Raw genomic sequence first — 16,102 nt, 5'->3', positions numbered from 1 at the left:
CATGCGTGTGCTGATCATCGAAGACGAAGAAAAAACCGCCGACTACCTGCATCGCGGCCTCAGCGAGCAGGGGTTTACCGTCGACCTGGCGCGGGATGGCATCGATGGCCTGCACCTGGCCCTGGAAGGTGACTACGCGGTGATCGTGCTGGATGTGATGCTGCCTGGCCTGGACGGGTATGGCGTGCTGCGCGCCCTGCGCGCGCGCAAGCAGACACCGGTCATCATGCTGACCGCCCGTGAACGGGTCGAAGACCGTATCCATGGCCTGCGCGAGGGTGCCGACGACTATCTGGGCAAGCCGTTTTCCTTCCTCGAACTGGTCGCCCGCCTGCAAGCCCTGACCCGCCGTAGCAGCAACCATGAACCGCTGCAGGTGCAGGTGGGTGACCTGTGGATCGACCTGATGGCGCGCAAGGCCACGCGCGCCGGCCAACGCCTGGAGCTGACGGCCAAGGAGTTCTCGCTGCTCAGCGTGCTGGCCCGCCGACAAGGTGAAATCCTGTCGAAGACGGCGATTGCCGAGCTGGTCTGGGACATCAATTTCGACAGCGATGCCAACGTCGTCGAAGTGGCGATCAAGCGCCTGCGCGCCAAGCTCGACGGGCCTTTCGACAACAAGTTGCTGCACACCATCCGAGGCATGGGCTATGTCCTGGAAAACCGTGCAGGGTAATTCCATCGCGCTGCGCCTGTCGGCGCTGTTCATCCTGGTGGCGCTGGGCGTGTTCCTGCTGATCGGTTCGGCGCTGTACCGCCAGGTCGACCGCAGCCTCGACCTGCTTCCGCAGGCCGAGCTGGATGCGCGTTTCAGCGTGCTCGAGTCCACCCTCAACCGCTTCGGCACACCGGAGCACTGGGTCAAGATCAACAACAAGCTCAACCTGCTCAGTGAAGAGGACAAGCGCATTCGCTTCTGGGTGGTCAGCAGCAACCCGGCCTACGAATACGGCCACCCCAGCGAGCTGGTCCGCGCCTTCGCCGAAGGCGCGCAGGGCATGCGCGACCTGCGCCTGCCCGACCGGCCCTACCCTTACAAGGTGCTGGTCAGCGAACTGCCGGCCCTGGGCGAGCGGCCGCCGTTGCGCTTTCTGATTGGCATCGACACCGAAACATTCTGGCAGGCGCAGCACAGCCTGCTGGTGGCGATTGTCGGGCTGGCGGTGCTCGGCGTGCTGCTGGCCTCGCTACTGGGCTACTGGGTGGCGCGTATCGGCCTGCGCCCGCTGCTGGCATTGTCCGTTGAGGCCCAGGCCCTGGCCCCTCCGCGCCTGGACGGGCGCCTGCAGACCCACGCCCTGGCCCCGGAGCTGGCGCAGTTCGCCGGCGCCTTCAATGCTGCGCTCGACCGGGTAAGCCAGGCCTACTCGCGGCTGGAGGCGTTCAATGCCGACGTCGCCCACGAACTGCGCTCGCCGCTGACCAACCTGATCGGCCAGACCCAGGTGGCGCTGACCCGCGGGCGCAGCGCCGAGCATTACTTCGAAGTGCTGCAATCGAACCTTGAGGAGCTGGAGCGCCTGCGCAGCATCATCAACGACATGCTGTTCCTGGCCAGTGCCGACCAAGGCAGCAAGGCCACTGCCCTGACCCAGGCCTCGCTGGCCGAGGAAGTGGCGACCACCCTCGATTACCTGGACTACATTCTCGAAGACGCACAGGTCAGCGTGAGCGTGAGCGGCGATGCCCAGGCGCCCATCGAAAAGGCCCAGCTGCGCCGGGCGCTGATCAACCTGCTGAACAACGCCGTGCAGCACACCGCACCGCACCAGGTGATCAAGGTGCAGATCGATGCCGGGCCGGAGCAGGTCAGCATCGCCGTGAGCAACCCGGGGCCGGCGATCGACGATGAGCACCTGCCGTTGCTGTTCGAACGCTTCTACCGGGTGGATGCGGCACGTAGCAACAGTGGTGGGGGTAACCATGGGTTGGGGTTGGCGATCGTCAAGGCGATTGCGCTGATGCATGGTGGGGAGGTGTTCGTGCGTAGTGCCGCTGGGGCCAATACCTTTGGGATCAGGCTGCCGGCCCATATCTGACCATCCAACGCCGTCCTTGTGGGAACAATTGCCTTGCTCAGAGTCTGAAAACAGCCGCAATCTTTGTGGGAGCGGGCAAGCCCGCGAACACGGGCGAAGCCCGTGCCATCCACCGCGGTGCCTGCTTCGCGGGCTCGCCCGCTCCCACAATGAACGCGTAGCGCGTCTAGCATGGGGGTTTGCGGCGAAAGTCCAATTGCTTTTCCTGCGATAGTTACCTTTTGCGCAACAGTGCTTATCGCACTTCGCTCTGTTTCAAGTGCATTGAAAGGACTAACTTTACCCCCGTCCTCATTAGCACTTGCACCGCAAGAAGGTAGTTTCAAATGTCCAACAGTATGGGTATTGCCAGCGTCTTCGTCCTGTCTTCCCTGTTGTTGTCGCCCCTGGCCATGGCCGAAGAATCCAAGGCTTTCGTCACCCGTAATGCTGAGTTCGCCGCGGTCCACCAAGAGGCCCGCGAAGCCGTAGCCGCACAGCAGGCAGACGCCGCCAAAGACGCAAACCAGACAGCTTCCAAGGTTTCTGTCGATGCCAACGCCGACAGCTGATCAAGCGCTGTCGCTGCTCCCGTTTTCCCTTGGCTACGCCATGGGCACCACCGGTGCCGATATGTTAGCCTTTTAAAGCCGCTGCCGATCAGCGGCTTTTTTTATGTGCTTCAACTATCAGCCAAGCTGTAACGTCCACCTATAAAAAAGACGCACATTCGAAAATAAAAACTGCCCCACCGCCAGACCCAAGGAGCTAGTACCGGTGCCTTCCGCGTTTCGTTTTACCCCGTTGTTCATTGCGTTGACTGCAACGATCCCTTTCGCCGCCCAGGCAGATGAAGACAAGGCTGATGGCTTCATCGAAGGCTCGTCCTTCAACCTGCATTTCCGTAATGCCTACTTCAACCGCGACAACCACAACGCCGGCGTGCGCGATACCCGCGAGTGGGGCCAGGGCGCGGTTGCACGCTTCGAGTCGGGCTACACCCCAGGTGTGGTCGGCTTTGGCCTGGACGCCCACGCCATGCTGGGCCTGAAACTCGACGGTGGCGGCGGCCATGCTGGCACCAGCATCCTGCCGACCCACCAAAAGAACGAAGACGAACTGGGTGCTGCGCCGCACTCGTTCTCCACCGCCGGTGCCGCAGTCAAGCTCAAGGCGTTCGACACCGAGCTGAAAGCCGGTGACCTGTTCCTCACCAACCCGGTGATCGCCGGCGGCGAAACCCGCATGCTGCCGCAGACCTTCCGTGGTGTGAGCCTGACCAACACCAGCATCGACGGCCTGCTGCTCGAAGGCGGCCAGGTGAGCTTCACCAAGCCGTACAACCAGAGCGGCCACCGCCGCATCGACACCTACTACGGTTCGCTGGGCGAGCATGACAAGAGCAAGCACCTGAACTGGGCCGGCGCGTCGTGGAGCGGTACCCCGAACATCACCGCCAACCTGTATGCGGCCGAGCTGAAGGACATCTGGAACCAGTACTACGCCGATTTCGACTACACCTACGTGGTCAACGACCTGGTCAGCCTGAACCCGGGCGTGCACTTCTATCACACCCAGGACACCGGCCAGGCCTTGCTGGGCAAGATCGACAACAACACCTATAGCGTGCATTTCACCGTCAACGCCGGGTTCCACAGCGTCACCGCCGCCTACCAGCGGGTCAATGGCAACACGCCGTTCGACTACATCAACCTGGGTGACAGCATCTACCTGGACAACTCGCGCATGTACTCGGACTTCAACGCACCGAACGAGCGCTCGTGGAAGCTGCAGTACAACTATGACTTCGCTGGTGTGGGCATCCCTGGCCTGACCACGGTGCTGTCGTACTCGCGCGGTGAAGCCGACCTGACCAAGGCCGTCCAGGACCCCACCCACTACGACTACTACCGTGCCGATGGCAAGAACGCCATGCACTGGGAGCGCGACCTGGACGTGAAGTATGTGTTCCAGGAGGGTGACCTGAAGGACCTGTCGGTGCTGGTGCGCTACGCCACCCACCGTGGCAGCCAGGGTTATGCGTCGATCGACAGCAACAGCGACAACGATGAACTGCGGGTGATCGTGGATTACCCGTTGAACGTGTTCTGATCCAGGCTTGGATGCGAGGGCTTCGCCCTCGTTTCGCCGGCAAGCCAGCTCCCACCTTGACCGCATTGACCTAAAGCCTTGTGCGGTACTTGTGGGAGCTGGCTTGCCGGCGATGGGCTGCGCAGCAGCCCCGGCGTGATTCCGTCGGACAAATCTTGTCCGACAATCCCCGCTTCCCTAGAATGTCGCCGCCGCGAATGGCCCTGCCCACGCAGTAGCGAGCATGACCACCCGATTACCGCGTTTCGCACACTACAGGTCGCACCCCGAGCTGATCCTCAATCTGGGCAGTTGCCTTGCCGTGCTCGCCATCGTGGCCATCGTCAGCTACCTGCTGGCGCGCGAGCGCGACAATGTCGAGCTGTCGGCAATTCGCTCGTCCAACAATATCGTCCAGCTGATCGAAAGCGACATCCTGCGCAACGTCGAACTCTACGACCAATCGCTGCAGGGCCTGATCTGGGCAGTTGGGCGCAAGGAGCTGCCGGAAATCCCCGGCCCGGTGCGCCAACGCCTGCTATTCAATGAAGCCTTCGTCGACCGCAAGCGCGGTGACGTACTGTGGCTGGACAAGCAAGGCAACGTGGTGGGCGACTCCACCAGCAGCGTGCCACGCAAGGCCAACTTCGGCGACACCGGGGTATTCCAGGCGCACCTGCACAACCCCAACCTCGGCCTGCTGGTGGGCCCGCCATTCAAGGCCAAGCTGGGCGACCTGGACTGGTGCATCAGTTTCAGCCGGCGTATCTCTGACGCCAATGGCGAGTTCACCGGCCTGGCAGCGGGCGCACTGCGCCTGTCGTACTTCAGTGAGCTGTTCCAGCGCCTGGACATTGGTGATGACAGCAGCATCAACCTGCTCAACACCGACGGCCAACTGCTGGCTCGCCAGCCCAGCCGCACGCAAGACCCAGGGATCGGCAGCAACTATGCCGAGCGGCCCAATTTCAAACGCATACTCAGCGAGCAGAGCGGCAGCTTCACCGCCCGCTCCAGCCGCAACGGCAAACCACGCATGTACACCTTCGCCCGGGTCGCGCAGCTGCCGCTGATCGTACTGGTGGTGCATTCGGCCGAAGACGTGTTCGAGTCCTGGCGCCGCACTGCGATCCTGGTCAGCGTGGCCACCGGGGTACTCTGTGTGGGCATCCTCTCGCTGACCCTGCTGCTGGGCCGCGAACTGCGCCGCCGCCAAGAGGCCGAACAGGGCCTGGCGACCCTGGCCGCCACCGACAGCCTGACCGGCCTGGCCAACCGCCGCCGCCTGGACCAGGTATTGCGCCAGGAGTGGGCCCGTGCCCAGCGCAACCGCAAGCCGTTGGCGGTGCTGATGGTGGACGTCGACCATTTCAAGGCGTTCAACCAGCGCCACGGCCATGCCGGTGGCGACCATGCCTTGCGCGAAGTGGCCAGGACCATCGAGGAATGCATCCGCCGCCCGGCCGATCTGGCAGCGCGTTACGGTGGGGAGGAATTTCAGGTGGTGCTGCCGGAAACCGACCTGGCCGGTGCGCAGCTGCTGGCCGAGCGCATCCGCGCCAGTGTCGAGGCGCTGGCGCCGTTTGCCGATGATGCCCACTCGGTCACGGTGAGCATCGGCATCGGCCTGTCAGGCACCCAGCACGATCTGGCGAGGGTGCTGGGTGCTGCGGACGAAGCGCTCTACCGGGCCAAGGCCAAAGGCCGCAACCGGGTAGAGGGGCCTGCCGACTAGGCGCGGGCGCGGGCGGCGTTGCGCAGGGCCCTGACCTGGTCATGGTTGCGCTGTACACCTTGCAGCTGTTTTTCCACCAGGGTGTAGGTCTGGTCGCTGGCGGTGCGGCCCAGCTTCACCAGTTTCTCGCGGGCTTCCTTGTAGGCCTTGAGGGCATGGTCCTCGCCCCGCTCCACCTCGTTCAGCACCGCTTCCTCATCCTTGCCGGTGACCATCGCCTTGAGGTTGACCCAACCCCGATGCAGGTCACCGCTGATGCTGGTGGAGGTTTCCGGGTCGCCACCCAGGCGACGCACCTCGCTCTGCAGTTCGCCGGCCGCATTGGCACACTCACCGGCACGTTGAACGAAGAACGCTTTCAGTTCGGGGTTCTTCACATCATCGGCCGAGGCCTTGAAGCCTTTCTCGCCATCCTTGCTGTACTCGATCAGGTCGTTCAGCACGTCGATCACATCTTTGTTGGGATTGCTCATGGCACAAACTCCTTGGCAGGTGATAGTCATCTGTAATGGAGCAGTGTTCGTGCCAAGCCTTTAATCTCAATAAAATCCTTCCAAATCAATTAGATACAAATATCACAGCAGAACCTGAAAATGGCGTTCTGCATGATTGCCGCTTGGGCCTTCGTGCAGATTGCAGTATGGTCGGCGCTTTTCAACAGCCAGGTGCGCCGATCATGAAGCCGGAAACCCTCGAACTGCTGGTGACCCGCACCATGCCGTTTGGCAAGTACCAGGGACGAATCATTGCCGACCTGCCGGGGGATTATCTGGCCTGGTTTGCGCGCAAGGGTTTCCCGGCGGGGGAATTGGGTGGGTTGCTGGCGCTGATGCACGAGATCGATCACAACGGGCTGGGCGATCTGCTTGTGCCGTTGCGGCAGAAGCATCGGCGGTGACCTGTTCCGGCCTCTTCGCGGGCACGCCCGCTCCCACAGGTACTGCATGATCCTGAAGCTTGCAGTGACCCTGTGGGAGCGGGCGTGCCCGCGAAGAGGCCAGTAAGGCCCGCTGAAATCTCTAACCCTTCACCGGCGCTACCGCCAACTCCACCCGCTCGCTCTTCTTGATCACCGCATACACCACCGCCGTCAGCAGGCTACCCGCCACGATCGCCAACAAGTACAGCAGCGCATGGTTGATCGCATTGGGGATCAGCAGCACGAACAGGCCGCCATGCGGCGCCATCAGCTTGCAGCCGAAGTACATCGACAATGCCCCGGTCAATGCCCCGCCGGCCACGCTGGCCGGGATCACCCGCAGCGGGTCCTTGGCGGCAAACGGAATCGCCCCTTCGGAGATGAAGCACAGCCCCAGCGCCAGGGCCGCCTTGCCCGCTTCACGCTCGCTCTGGGCAAACTTGCGTCGGGCCAGGAGGGTGGCGATACCCAGGCCAATCGGCGGCACCATGCCGGCGGCCATGGTCGCGGCCATCGGCGCATAGCTCGACGAGGCCAACAGCCCCACCGAGAAGGCATAGGCGGCCTTGTTGATCGGCCCGCCCAGGTCGACACACATCATGCCGCCCAACAACAGGCCCAAGAGGATGGCATTGGTGGTACCCATGCTGTCGAGAAAATGCGTGAGCCCTTCCAGCATCGCCGCCACCGGCTGGCCGACCACGTAGATCATCACCAGGCCGGTGAACAGGCTGGCCAGCAGCGGAATGATCAGGATCGGCTTAAGTGCCTCCAGGCTGCTGGGCAGGCGCGCCCAGCGGGCAATGGCCTTGGCGCTGTAGCCGGCGAGGAAGCCGGCGACGATACCACCGATGAAACCGGCGCCCAGGGTGCTGGCCAGCAGGCCGCCGATCATGCCGGGCGCCAGCCCCGGGCGGTCAGCGATGGACCAGGCGATATAGCCCGCCAGCAGCGGCACCATCAGCTTGAATGCAGCCTCGCCGCCGATCTGCATCAACGCCGCCGGCAAGGTGCCCGGTTCTTTATAGGCCTCGATACCGAACACGAACGACAAGGCAATCAGCAAGCCGCCAGCCACCACCATCGGCAGCATGAACGACACGCCGGTGAGCAGGTGCTTGTATACCCCGGTCTTCTCGCCCTTCGCTGGCGTGCTCGCCGCTGCAGCATCGCTGCTGTTTTCCACCTTGGCTTCGGCCAAGGCCTTGTCCAGGGTGGCACGGGCCTGCTTGAGGGCGATACCGGTGCCACAACGGTAGATGCGCTTGCCGGCGAAACGCGCGGTGGGCACTTCGATGTCGGCGGCCAGCAGCACAACATCGGCTGCGGCGATGGCTTCGGCGGACAAGGGGTTGCGCGCACCGACCGAACCCTGGGTCTCGACGGTGAGCTGGTAGCCCAGTTGCTGCGCGGCCTGCTGCAAGGCTTCTGCGGCCATGAATGTATGCGCGACGCCAGTCGGGCAAGCCGTGACGGCGACGATGCGTGCGCCTGCGTTGCCAGCTTCGGCCGCAAGGCCGGGCACAGCGGCCAGCAGCCGGGCATTGGCCGCCGCCTCATCGAGGAAGCCTTCGCGGTCGGCCAAAGCCTGGGACGGCGTGCTCTGGTACACGCGCTTGCCGACGAAACGCGCCAGGTCCACCGGGCCGGTGCTGACCACCAGCACCCAGTCGGCCTCGGCGATCTGCGCGGCGCTCAGTTGCCGCTCAGGGTGGCCGGCATCCTGCACTTCGACGCTGGTGCTCCAGCCGCGCCGCTGGGCAGCGGCGGACAGCAAGCGCGCGCTCAGCACGCTCGACACCTGGCCGTTGGGGCAGGCAGTGACAATGGCAATGTTCATCGGCAACCCTCTTGTTGTTCTGTCAGTTGCACGGCGGCTTCCAGACGCGCCAGTTGCTCGCGGTCACGGATGCCGAAACCAACCTGGGTAACAGCCTGTGCTGCGATCGCGGTGGCACGGGTCAAGGTCTGCGCCGGAGCTTCGCCCTGCAGCAGGCCGTGGACCATGCCGGCCACCAGCGAATCACCTGCGCCCACCGTGCTGGCGACCTGCACCTTGGGCGGGCAAGCATGTACGGCATGGTCATGGGTAAACCAGCTGACGCCCTGCTCGCCCGCCGACACCACCACGTGTTCGACGCCACTGGCCAGCAGGCGCTCGGCAGCAGCGCGCTGCTGCGCCGGGTTATCCACAGCCAGGCCAAGCACCTCGCCCAGCTCTTCGGTATTTGGCTTGACCAGCCAGGGCGAGCTCTGCAGGCCGGCACGCAGGGCTTCGCCGCTGCTGTCCAGGGCCACCTTGAGGCCTTGCGCCTTGAGCTGTTCGAGCAACTGTCGGAACCAGTCGGCACTGATCCCACGTGGCAGGCTACCAGCCACCACCACCGCGTCGTGGCCCGGGGCAATCTGCGTCAGGCGGCGCAGCAATGCACTGCGTGCCGCTTCGTCGACTTCCGGGCCTTGGCCGTTGATGTCGGTGACACGGCCATCAGACTCGACCAGCTTGATGTTGCTGCGGGTTTCGCCCGGTACGCGGACAAAGCAATCGACGAAGCCGCGCCAGTCGATCAGCGCCTCGAAGGGCTGCAGGTTGTCACGCCCGAGGAAGCCGCCAACAGTGACGCTGTGCCCCAGGTCGGCCAGTACCTGGGCAACGTTCAGCCCCTTGCCCGCAGCGTGGCTGTGCTGCTCCTGGCTGCGGTTGACCTGCCCCGGGCGCAGGGTATCCAGGCCGATGGTGATATCCAGCGCCGGGTTCAGGGTGAGGGTGAGGATCTTGGCCATTCAGTAACGCTCCACCAGCGCGCGAACCGCTGCGGCGCTGTCCTGTTGCAGGGCCTCGCGCGCCAGGGCGCGGGCCGTCTGGTGATCGGCCTGGCGGACCAGGGCCTTGACTTCGGCAATGCTGCGCGCGGCGACGCTGAGTTCGTCCACGTCCAGGCCCAGCAGCACGGCCACCGCCTGCGGGTCGGCCGCCAGCTCGCCGCACACGCCCACCCACTTGCCACGGGCATGGGCGGCGCGCACGGTCATGTCGATCAGGCTGAGCACCGCCGGGTGCAGGCCGTCGGCCTGGGCCGAGAGGCTGGGGTGACCACGGTCGATGGCCAGGGTGTACTGGGTCAGGTCGTTGGTGCCGATGCTGAAGAAGTCCACTTCGCGCGCCAGCTGTGGTGCCAGCAGCGCTGCCGAGGGCACTTCGACCATGATGCCCAGCTGCAGGTCGGCTACCGGGATCTCGGCGCGCAGGCGCTCGACCATGGCACGCGCCTCGCGCCATTCATGCACCTGCCCGACCATCGGGAACATGATGCGCAGCGGGCGCTGATCGGCCGCGCGCAGCAAGGCGCGCAGCTGGTCCTCCATCACCTGCGGGCGCTGCAGGGTCAGGCGTACGCCGCGCACACCGAGGAACGGGTTTTCCTCGGCAGCGATCGGCCAGTACGGCAGCGGTTTGTCACCGCCGACATCCAGGGTGCGCACCACCAGCGGGCGCCCGCCGAGGCCATCGAGCACGCGGCGGTACTCGGCTTCCTGGGTCGCTACGTCCGGGGCCTGGGTGTGGGCCATGAAAATCAGCTCGGTGCGCAGCAGGCCCACGCCTTCGGCGCCCTGCTCCACTACCTTGGCAATGCCGTTGCTCTCGCCGATGTTGGCAAACACCTCGACCGCGTGACCATCACGCGTGACCGCCGGCTCGAAGCGCTTGGCCCAGGCGGCCTGCAAGCGCTGCTCGCGCAGGTCGCGTTCGGCCAGGGCCCGTTGCAGTTCATCCGCCGGCGGCGCCACGCTGACCACGCCACGCTGGCCATCGAGCAGCAATGGCGTGCCACTGTCCAACAGCAGTATCGACGCCCCCGCGCCCACTACCGCCGGAATGCCCAGGGCACGGGCGACGATGGCGCTGTGGGCGGTGGCGCCACCCTGGGCGGTGACGATACCGGCGACGCGGCTCGGGTCCAGCCGGGCGACATCGGACGGGCCGACTTCGGTCATCACCAGCACGTAGGGTTGCTCGGGTTCAGCCTGGGCCTGAACGCCACACAACTGCGCCAGCACGCGGCGGCCAATGTCACGCAGGTCGGCAGCGCGTTCGGCGAGCAAGGCATCGTGCAGCGACTCCTGCTGGCGCGCCGCCGCCTCGATCACTGCCATCCAGGCTGCCGCGGCGCTTTCGCCCTGGCCCAGGCGCTGCTCCACATCATCGGTCAGGGCCGGGTCGGCGAGCATCTCCTGATGGGTGACGAAGATTTCGCCAATGGCCTTGTCGCTGCGCTGGACCAAGGCCTGCAGCTCGCCATTGACAGTCGCAACGGCTTCACGCAGCTTCTGCCGCTCCAGGGCGCAGGACTCGCCGCGCAGGGGGTAGTCGAACTCACGCTCGACACACACATGCGCCGGGCCACTGGCAATGCCGGGCGCAGCACCCACGCCGTGGATGCGGCTACCAGCTGCGGGCGCTTGCAGCACTTCAGCCGCTGCGCCGGCTGCAGTCGCCGCGCTCTGTGGCAGTGGCTCCACCTCTTCGCCCAGGCCTTGCTCGATGGCGGCCAGCAGCACCGGCAAGGCATCGGCGGCGATGGCTGGCTCAGCCACCAGTTCCAGCGCCTGGCCACGTCGGGCGCCGAGGCTGAGCAGCTTGCTCAGGCTCTTCACCGACACCGCTGGCTGTGCACTGTCGACCAGGCGTACACGGATTTCCCCCTCGAAACCTTTGGCCAGTTGCGCCAATACCTTTGCCGGGCGGGCGTGCAAACCGTGCGGGTTGGCCAGCACGACCCGCGCGCTGGGCCAGTCCGCCGGCGCCTCACCGCCCAGCACTTCCAGCACCGCGCGGCTGCTGGTGGCCTGGTAGAGCATCTGCCCGCGGCCTTCGATCAGCACTTCGCACAGGCGTTCGAGCAAGGCCTGGTGGGCAGCACCGAGGCTGGCCAGGCAGAACAGGCCGTTGAGCGGCTGGTCGCGGTAACGCAGCGGCTGCTGCGGGGTGATGAAGGCCAGGCCCGGCTGGCGCACCTGGCGCTCGCTGTGCAGCCACCACAGGCCCTCGCCCAGCGGTAGCGGCTCGGCCTGCTGCAGCACGGCGGCAAAACCGCTGTCGACGCAGTCGGCGCGCTGCAACAGGCGGGCACCGCGCCAGGCCAACTCATCGAAGTCCTCGGCAGCCAGGTTCAGGCCGACCAGTTGTGCATCCAGCGCCAGTTCCTGCGGCGCGCCCTGCAACAGTTTCAGCAACGCCTCGGCGGAACCGGCGCGGCGCAATGCTTCGGCCAGGTCGGTCTCGCCCAGGGCGCGGGTCAGCAGTTGCAGCAGGCGCAGGTGCTCGTCGGAACGGGCGGCGATGCCGATGGCAAGGTAGACCATCTGGCCATCGCCCCAGTCCACGCCCTCGGGAAACTGCAACAGGCGTACGCCGGTGGCGTACACCAGGTCACGGGTCTGCGGCGTGCCATGGGGGATGGCAATGCCCTGCCCAAGGAAGGTGGAGCCTTGTGCCTCTCGGGCCTGCAGCCCTTGCAGGTATCCCTCGGCGACCAGGCCATCGGCGACCAGCCGGTCGGCCAGCAGGCGCAATGCCTCGGCCTTGTCGGCGGCCTTCTGGCCCATGGCTATCTGCTCCTTGGCGAGCTCGAGCATGACCTTCTCCTTTTGCAGTTCCCGGTCGGGTACTGGAGTATTGTTGTGAAATTCACTTGAACGGCCAGTTCAACAGCCTTGCACGGATGGCAGCCGAGGCAGAAAATTCGGCAGCTGAAACGATTAATCTGACCAGACGGCCACGTTACTCGATAATCTGCCGAGGAAAAAGCCCCATCCTGTCGGACAATTGCGACAATGGTCGTCTGCGCGTGGCGCCCTCGCCGGGTCAAACTACCCGGTCAGGGCTCACAGCCAGCCCCGGTAATAACAAGGAAAATTCGGTGAAACTCAGCGATATCGCCCGTCTGGCCGGTGTGTCCGTGACCACTGCCAGCTACGTCATCAATGGCAAGGCCGAACAGCAGCGCATCAGCAACAGCACTGTCGAACGGGTACGCGCGGTGGTCGAGGCCCACGGCTTCACCCCCAACCCGCAGGCCGCTGGCCTGCGCAGCCGGCATACCCGCACCCTGGGCTTCATTCTCCCGGATCTGGAGAACCCCAGCTACGCCCGCATCGCCAAGCAGCTCGAACAAGGTGCCCGCGCCCGTGGCTACCAGTTGCTGATCGCCAGCAGCGACGACCAGCCCGACAGCGAGCGCCAGTTGCAGCAGCTGTTCCGCGCCCGCCGTTGCGATGCACTGTTCGTCGCCAGCTGCCTGCCGCCAGAGGACGACAGCTACCGCGAACTGCAGGACAAAGGCCTGCCGGTGATCGCCATCGACCGCCGCCTGGACCCGGCGCACTTCTGCTCGGTGATCAGCGACGACCGCGACGCCAGCCGCCAACTGGCCGCCAGCCTGCTGAGCGCCGCCCCGCGCAGCATCGCACTGATCGGCGCACGCCCCGAGCTGTCGGTCAGCCAGGCACGTGCCGGCGGCTTCGACGAAGCCCTGCAAGGCTATGCCGGCGAAGTTCGCCGCTATCAGGGCGAAGCGTTCAGCCGTGAGTGCGGCCAGCGCCTGATGCAGCAGTTGATCGACGACCTTGGCGGCCTGCCGGATGCCCTGGTGACTACCTCCTACGTGCTGCTGCAAGGGGTGTTCGATACCCTACAGGCGCGCCCTGCCGACTCACGCCAGCTGCAGCTGGGTACGTTTGGCGACAACCAGTTGCTCGACTTCCTGCCGCTGCCAGTCAATGCCATGGCCCAGCAGCATGGCCTGATTGCCGCCACCGCCCTGGAACTGGCACTGGCCGCGATCGAGGACAAACGCTACGAACCTGGCGTGCATGCCGTCGGTCGAACGTTCAAGCAACGCATTACAGCGGCCTGAACATGCACCTGATCGACACCCACACCCACCTGGACTTCCCCGACTTCGACGCCGACCGCCCGCGCCTGCTGGCCAACGCGGCGTCGCGCGGGGTTGAGCGGATGGTGGTGCTGGGGGTGTACCAGGCGAATTTCCAGCGGGTGTGGGACCTGGCCTGTGCCGACCAGCGCCTGTTCGCCGCGCTCGGCCTGCACCCGATCTACCTTGACCAGCATCGCCCGGAGCACCTGGCGCAGCTGCGCGAGTGGCTGGAGCGCCTGCACGGTGACCCACGGCTATGTGCCGTGGGCGAGTTTGGCCTGGACTATTACCTCGAAGACCTGGACAAGGCCCGCCAGCAGGAGCTGTTCGAAGCGCAACTGCAGATGGCCTGCGACTTCGAACTGCCCGCCCTGCTGCACGTGCGCCGCAGCCATGCGCAGGTGATCGCCACGCTCAAGCGCTTCAAGCCGGCGCGGGCGGGGGTGATACATGCGTTTGCCGGCAGTTTCGAAGAGGCCCGCGAGTACATCAAGCTGGGCTTCCGGCTTGGGCTTGGCGGTGCGGGTACCTGGCCGCAGGCCCTACGGCTGCGCAAGACCCTGGCGCGGTTGCCGCTGGACAGCGTGGTGCTGGAGACCGATGCGCCGGACATGGCGCCGGTCATGTTCCCCGGGGTGAGGAACAGCCCGGAGCACCTGCCGGAGATCGCCGAGGCGCTGGCACAGGTGATGGGTGTGGAAGTCGCGGAGCTGGCTGAAGCCAGCACCCGCAATGCTTGCGAGTTGTTTGGCTGGTAGCTGAAGTGCTGGCACCTGCATGGGCCTCTTCGCGGGCTTGCCCGCTCCCACAGGGACCGCGCAAATCGTAGACCGGCGCAGTACCTGTGGGAGCGGGCAAGCCCGCGAAGAAGCCAGCGAGCCAGTTCAGACAAGCACCGTCCACAGCGCAAACCCGGCATACCACAGCACCGCACAGCGCAGCAGCAGCTCCCACAGGCTGTCCAGCCGCCCCAGCCCGCGCTGGCTGTCCTCTTCCTCGGGAATGTCATCGGCAATGCGCCCGACCCGGGCCACCAGGTGTGCGGCGCTGATGTGCCAGTTGAGCACCTCGTGCAGCATCACTCGCGTGACCGCGAGGAAGTTGCCGACCAGGGCAAAACTCAAGGCCAGCACCCGTACCGGCAGCCAGTCCATGATATGCCTGAGCTGCTCGGCACGAGCCTTCAACGTCGGTTGCTTGCTGTGTTCGCCACACAGCGCCAGCAGGCGGTAGGCCAGCGCGGCACCCGGGCCCAGCACGAAGTACCAGAAGATCACCGCGAAAAAGCCCTGGTACACCTGCCACAGCAGGTTGCCCTGCACCCGCACCAACAGGCTGTGCGGTTCGTCGGCCGCCAGCCCCAGGTCGCGCTCGGCCACATGCAAAGCGGCCTGGTCATCACCGCGCCGCCAGGCATCGCGGAACGGCCCCAACGATGCCTTGGCATCGCCGCGGCCCAGGCTGTAGATCAGCACCAGCAGGTGCACCGGCAATGCCAGCAAGCCATACGCCACCGGGTCCAGCACATGCAGCAGCAACACCAGCAGCGCTACCGGTGCCAGTACCAGGATGGCCAGCGTCCACCACGGGTGCACCTTGCCGCTGCGCTCCAGGCGCACCAGTTCGCCAAGGAAGAACCCATCGCGCTGCACCTGATGGCGCAGGGCCGAGAACTTCTCGACCCACAGCGCCAGCAACAACACCAGAAAACTCATGCCTTGTCCTCGTTTTGCTGCAGCGCCTGTCGGTAGCGCGGCCAGTCGAAGGCCGGGCCGGGGTCGGTCTTGCGCTGCGGGGCAATGTCGCTGTGGCCCTGGATGCGGCTCAGGTCGATGGCCGGCCAGGCATCGCGGATGTGCCGGGTAAGTTGCTCCAGCACCCTGTACTGGGCATCGGTATAAGGCAGATCGTCGGTGCCTTCCAGTTCGATGCCGATGGAGAAATCGTTACAGCCTTCACGCCCGTCGAAGCACGACACACCGGCGTGCCAGGCGCGGTCGAGCAACGACACGAACTGGGTCACCGCACCGTCACGCTCGACGAACAGGTGCGCCGACACGGTCAGGTGGTTGATGCTGGCGAAGTAGGGGTGTTCGTCGGGGTCCAGGCAGTTCTGGAAGAATTGCTGGACCTTGCCGGTACCGAAGCAGGCAGGCGGCAGGCTGATGTTGTGGATCACCAGCAGGGAAATCGATTCGCCTTCGGGGCGGGTATTGAAGTTCGGCGAGGGGCAGTGGGTGATTCCGATTCCGTGGAACCAGCCAGTGGCACGGTCCAATTGCATGGGGCAGATCCTGAAAACGCCGTGAACAGGTCAACAGTATGCCCTGCGACCAACGGCGTTTGCATGTGAATGAATGTAATCCCGGCGGCACTCTCATAGAGCTGCACATAAATTATT

14 protein-coding genes are annotated in these 16,102 nt (G+C 65.1%); 8 read left to right on the top strand and 6 right to left on the bottom strand.

Annotated elements, in window-relative coordinates; genetic code table 11:
- Position 1 precedes the first annotated feature (1 nt).
- The 5 genes from CAG22_RS10140 (at position 2) to CAG22_RS10120 (ending at position 5,844) form a co-directional block, all read left to right on the top strand.
- The gene (locus CAG22_RS10140; RefSeq protein ID WP_025337735.1) at positions 2-676 is read left to right on the top strand and encodes a heavy metal response regulator transcription factor; all 675 of its coding nucleotides are present in this window, start codon (positions 2-4) and stop codon (positions 674-676) included.
- Positions 651-2,039, top strand: coding sequence for a heavy metal sensor histidine kinase (locus CAG22_RS10135; RefSeq protein WP_085705422.1), 1,389 nt, complete (start codon positions 651-653; stop codon positions 2,037-2,039). The genes CAG22_RS10140 and CAG22_RS10135 overlap by 26 nt, the downstream gene beginning before the upstream one ends.
- A gap of 326 nt (positions 2,040-2,365) precedes the next feature.
- On the top strand, positions 2,366-2,590 hold the full coding sequence (locus CAG22_RS10130) for a hypothetical protein (protein ID WP_085705421.1): 225 nt from the start codon (positions 2,366-2,368) through the stop codon (positions 2,588-2,590).
- A gap of 205 nt (positions 2,591-2,795) precedes the next feature.
- Positions 2,796-4,130 (top strand): OprD family porin, encoded by a 1,335-nt coding sequence (locus CAG22_RS10125; protein WP_075043801.1) that lies wholly within the window; start codon positions 2,796-2,798, stop codon positions 4,128-4,130.
- Between the two features lie 223 nt (positions 4,131-4,353).
- Positions 4,354-5,844: a GGDEF domain-containing protein gene (locus CAG22_RS10120; protein ID WP_085587393.1), complete on the top strand. Its 1,491-nt coding sequence runs from the start codon at positions 4,354-4,356 to the stop codon at positions 5,842-5,844.
- Here CAG22_RS10120 and CAG22_RS10115 read toward each other — a convergent pair.
- A complete protein-coding gene (locus CAG22_RS10115) occupies positions 5,841-6,317 on the bottom strand; it encodes a PA2169 family four-helix-bundle protein (RefSeq protein ID WP_025337730.1) in 477 nt (158 codons plus the stop codon). The genes CAG22_RS10120 and CAG22_RS10115 overlap by 4 nt on opposite strands.
- Before the next feature lie 203 nt (positions 6,318-6,520).
- Between CAG22_RS10115 and CAG22_RS10110 the strand changes: the two genes are divergently transcribed.
- The gene (locus CAG22_RS10110) at positions 6,521-6,742 is read left to right on the top strand and encodes a DUF3820 family protein (RefSeq protein ID WP_016713256.1); all 222 of its coding nucleotides are present in this window, start codon (positions 6,521-6,523) and stop codon (positions 6,740-6,742) included.
- Between the two features lie 121 nt (positions 6,743-6,863).
- On the opposite strand, the gene CAG22_RS10105 is transcribed toward CAG22_RS10110, so the two are convergent.
- Genes CAG22_RS10105 through ptsP form a run of 3 tightly spaced genes read right to left on the bottom strand, consistent with a single transcriptional unit; the run spans position 6,864 to position 12,400 of the window.
- A complete protein-coding gene (locus CAG22_RS10105) occupies positions 6,864-8,603 on the bottom strand; it encodes a PTS fructose-like transporter subunit IIB (RefSeq protein WP_085705420.1) in 1,740 nt (579 codons plus the stop codon).
- The gene (pfkB, locus tag CAG22_RS10100; protein ID WP_085587389.1) at positions 8,600-9,547 is read right to left on the bottom strand and encodes a 1-phosphofructokinase; all 948 of its coding nucleotides are present in this window, start codon (positions 9,545-9,547) and stop codon (positions 8,600-8,602) included. The genes CAG22_RS10105 and pfkB overlap by 4 nt, the downstream gene beginning before the upstream one ends.
- Positions 9,548-12,400: a phosphoenolpyruvate--protein phosphotransferase gene (ptsP, locus tag CAG22_RS10095; protein WP_085587387.1), complete on the bottom strand. Its 2,853-nt coding sequence runs from the start codon at positions 12,398-12,400 to the stop codon at positions 9,548-9,550. It lies immediately after the preceding gene.
- 284 nt (positions 12,401-12,684) lie between these two features.
- Between ptsP and cra the strand changes: the two genes are divergently transcribed.
- Both cra and CAG22_RS10085 read left to right on the top strand, forming a co-directional pair.
- Positions 12,685-13,680 (top strand): catabolite repressor/activator, encoded by a 996-nt coding sequence (cra, locus tag CAG22_RS10090; protein WP_025337726.1) that lies wholly within the window; start codon positions 12,685-12,687, stop codon positions 13,678-13,680.
- Between the two features lie 2 nt (positions 13,681-13,682).
- Positions 13,683-14,459: a TatD family hydrolase gene (locus tag CAG22_RS10085; protein WP_085705419.1), complete on the top strand. Its 777-nt coding sequence runs from the start codon at positions 13,683-13,685 to the stop codon at positions 14,457-14,459.
- A 126-nt stretch (positions 14,460-14,585) separates the two neighbouring features.
- Here CAG22_RS10085 and ampE read toward each other — a convergent pair whose 3' ends face one another.
- Complete coding sequence (gene ampE / locus CAG22_RS10080) at positions 14,586-15,416, bottom strand: regulatory signaling modulator protein AmpE (protein WP_025337724.1); 831 nt, start codon at positions 15,414-15,416, stop codon at positions 14,586-14,588.
- Positions 15,413-15,985 (bottom strand): 1,6-anhydro-N-acetylmuramyl-L-alanine amidase AmpD, encoded by a 573-nt coding sequence (gene ampD / locus CAG22_RS10075; RefSeq protein ID WP_085705418.1) that lies wholly within the window; start codon positions 15,983-15,985, stop codon positions 15,413-15,415. The genes ampE and ampD overlap by 4 nt, the downstream gene beginning before the upstream one ends.
- Positions 15,986-16,102 lie beyond the last annotated feature (117 nt).

It is taken from the genome of Pseudomonas sp. B8(2017), from assembly GCF_002113575.1.
Classification (GTDB): domain Bacteria; phylum Pseudomonadota; class Gammaproteobacteria; order Pseudomonadales; family Pseudomonadaceae; genus Aquipseudomonas; species Aquipseudomonas putida_Z.
The sequence above is the reverse complement of the archived record's forward strand: the minus strand, read 5'-3'. Positions and strand labels throughout refer to the sequence as shown.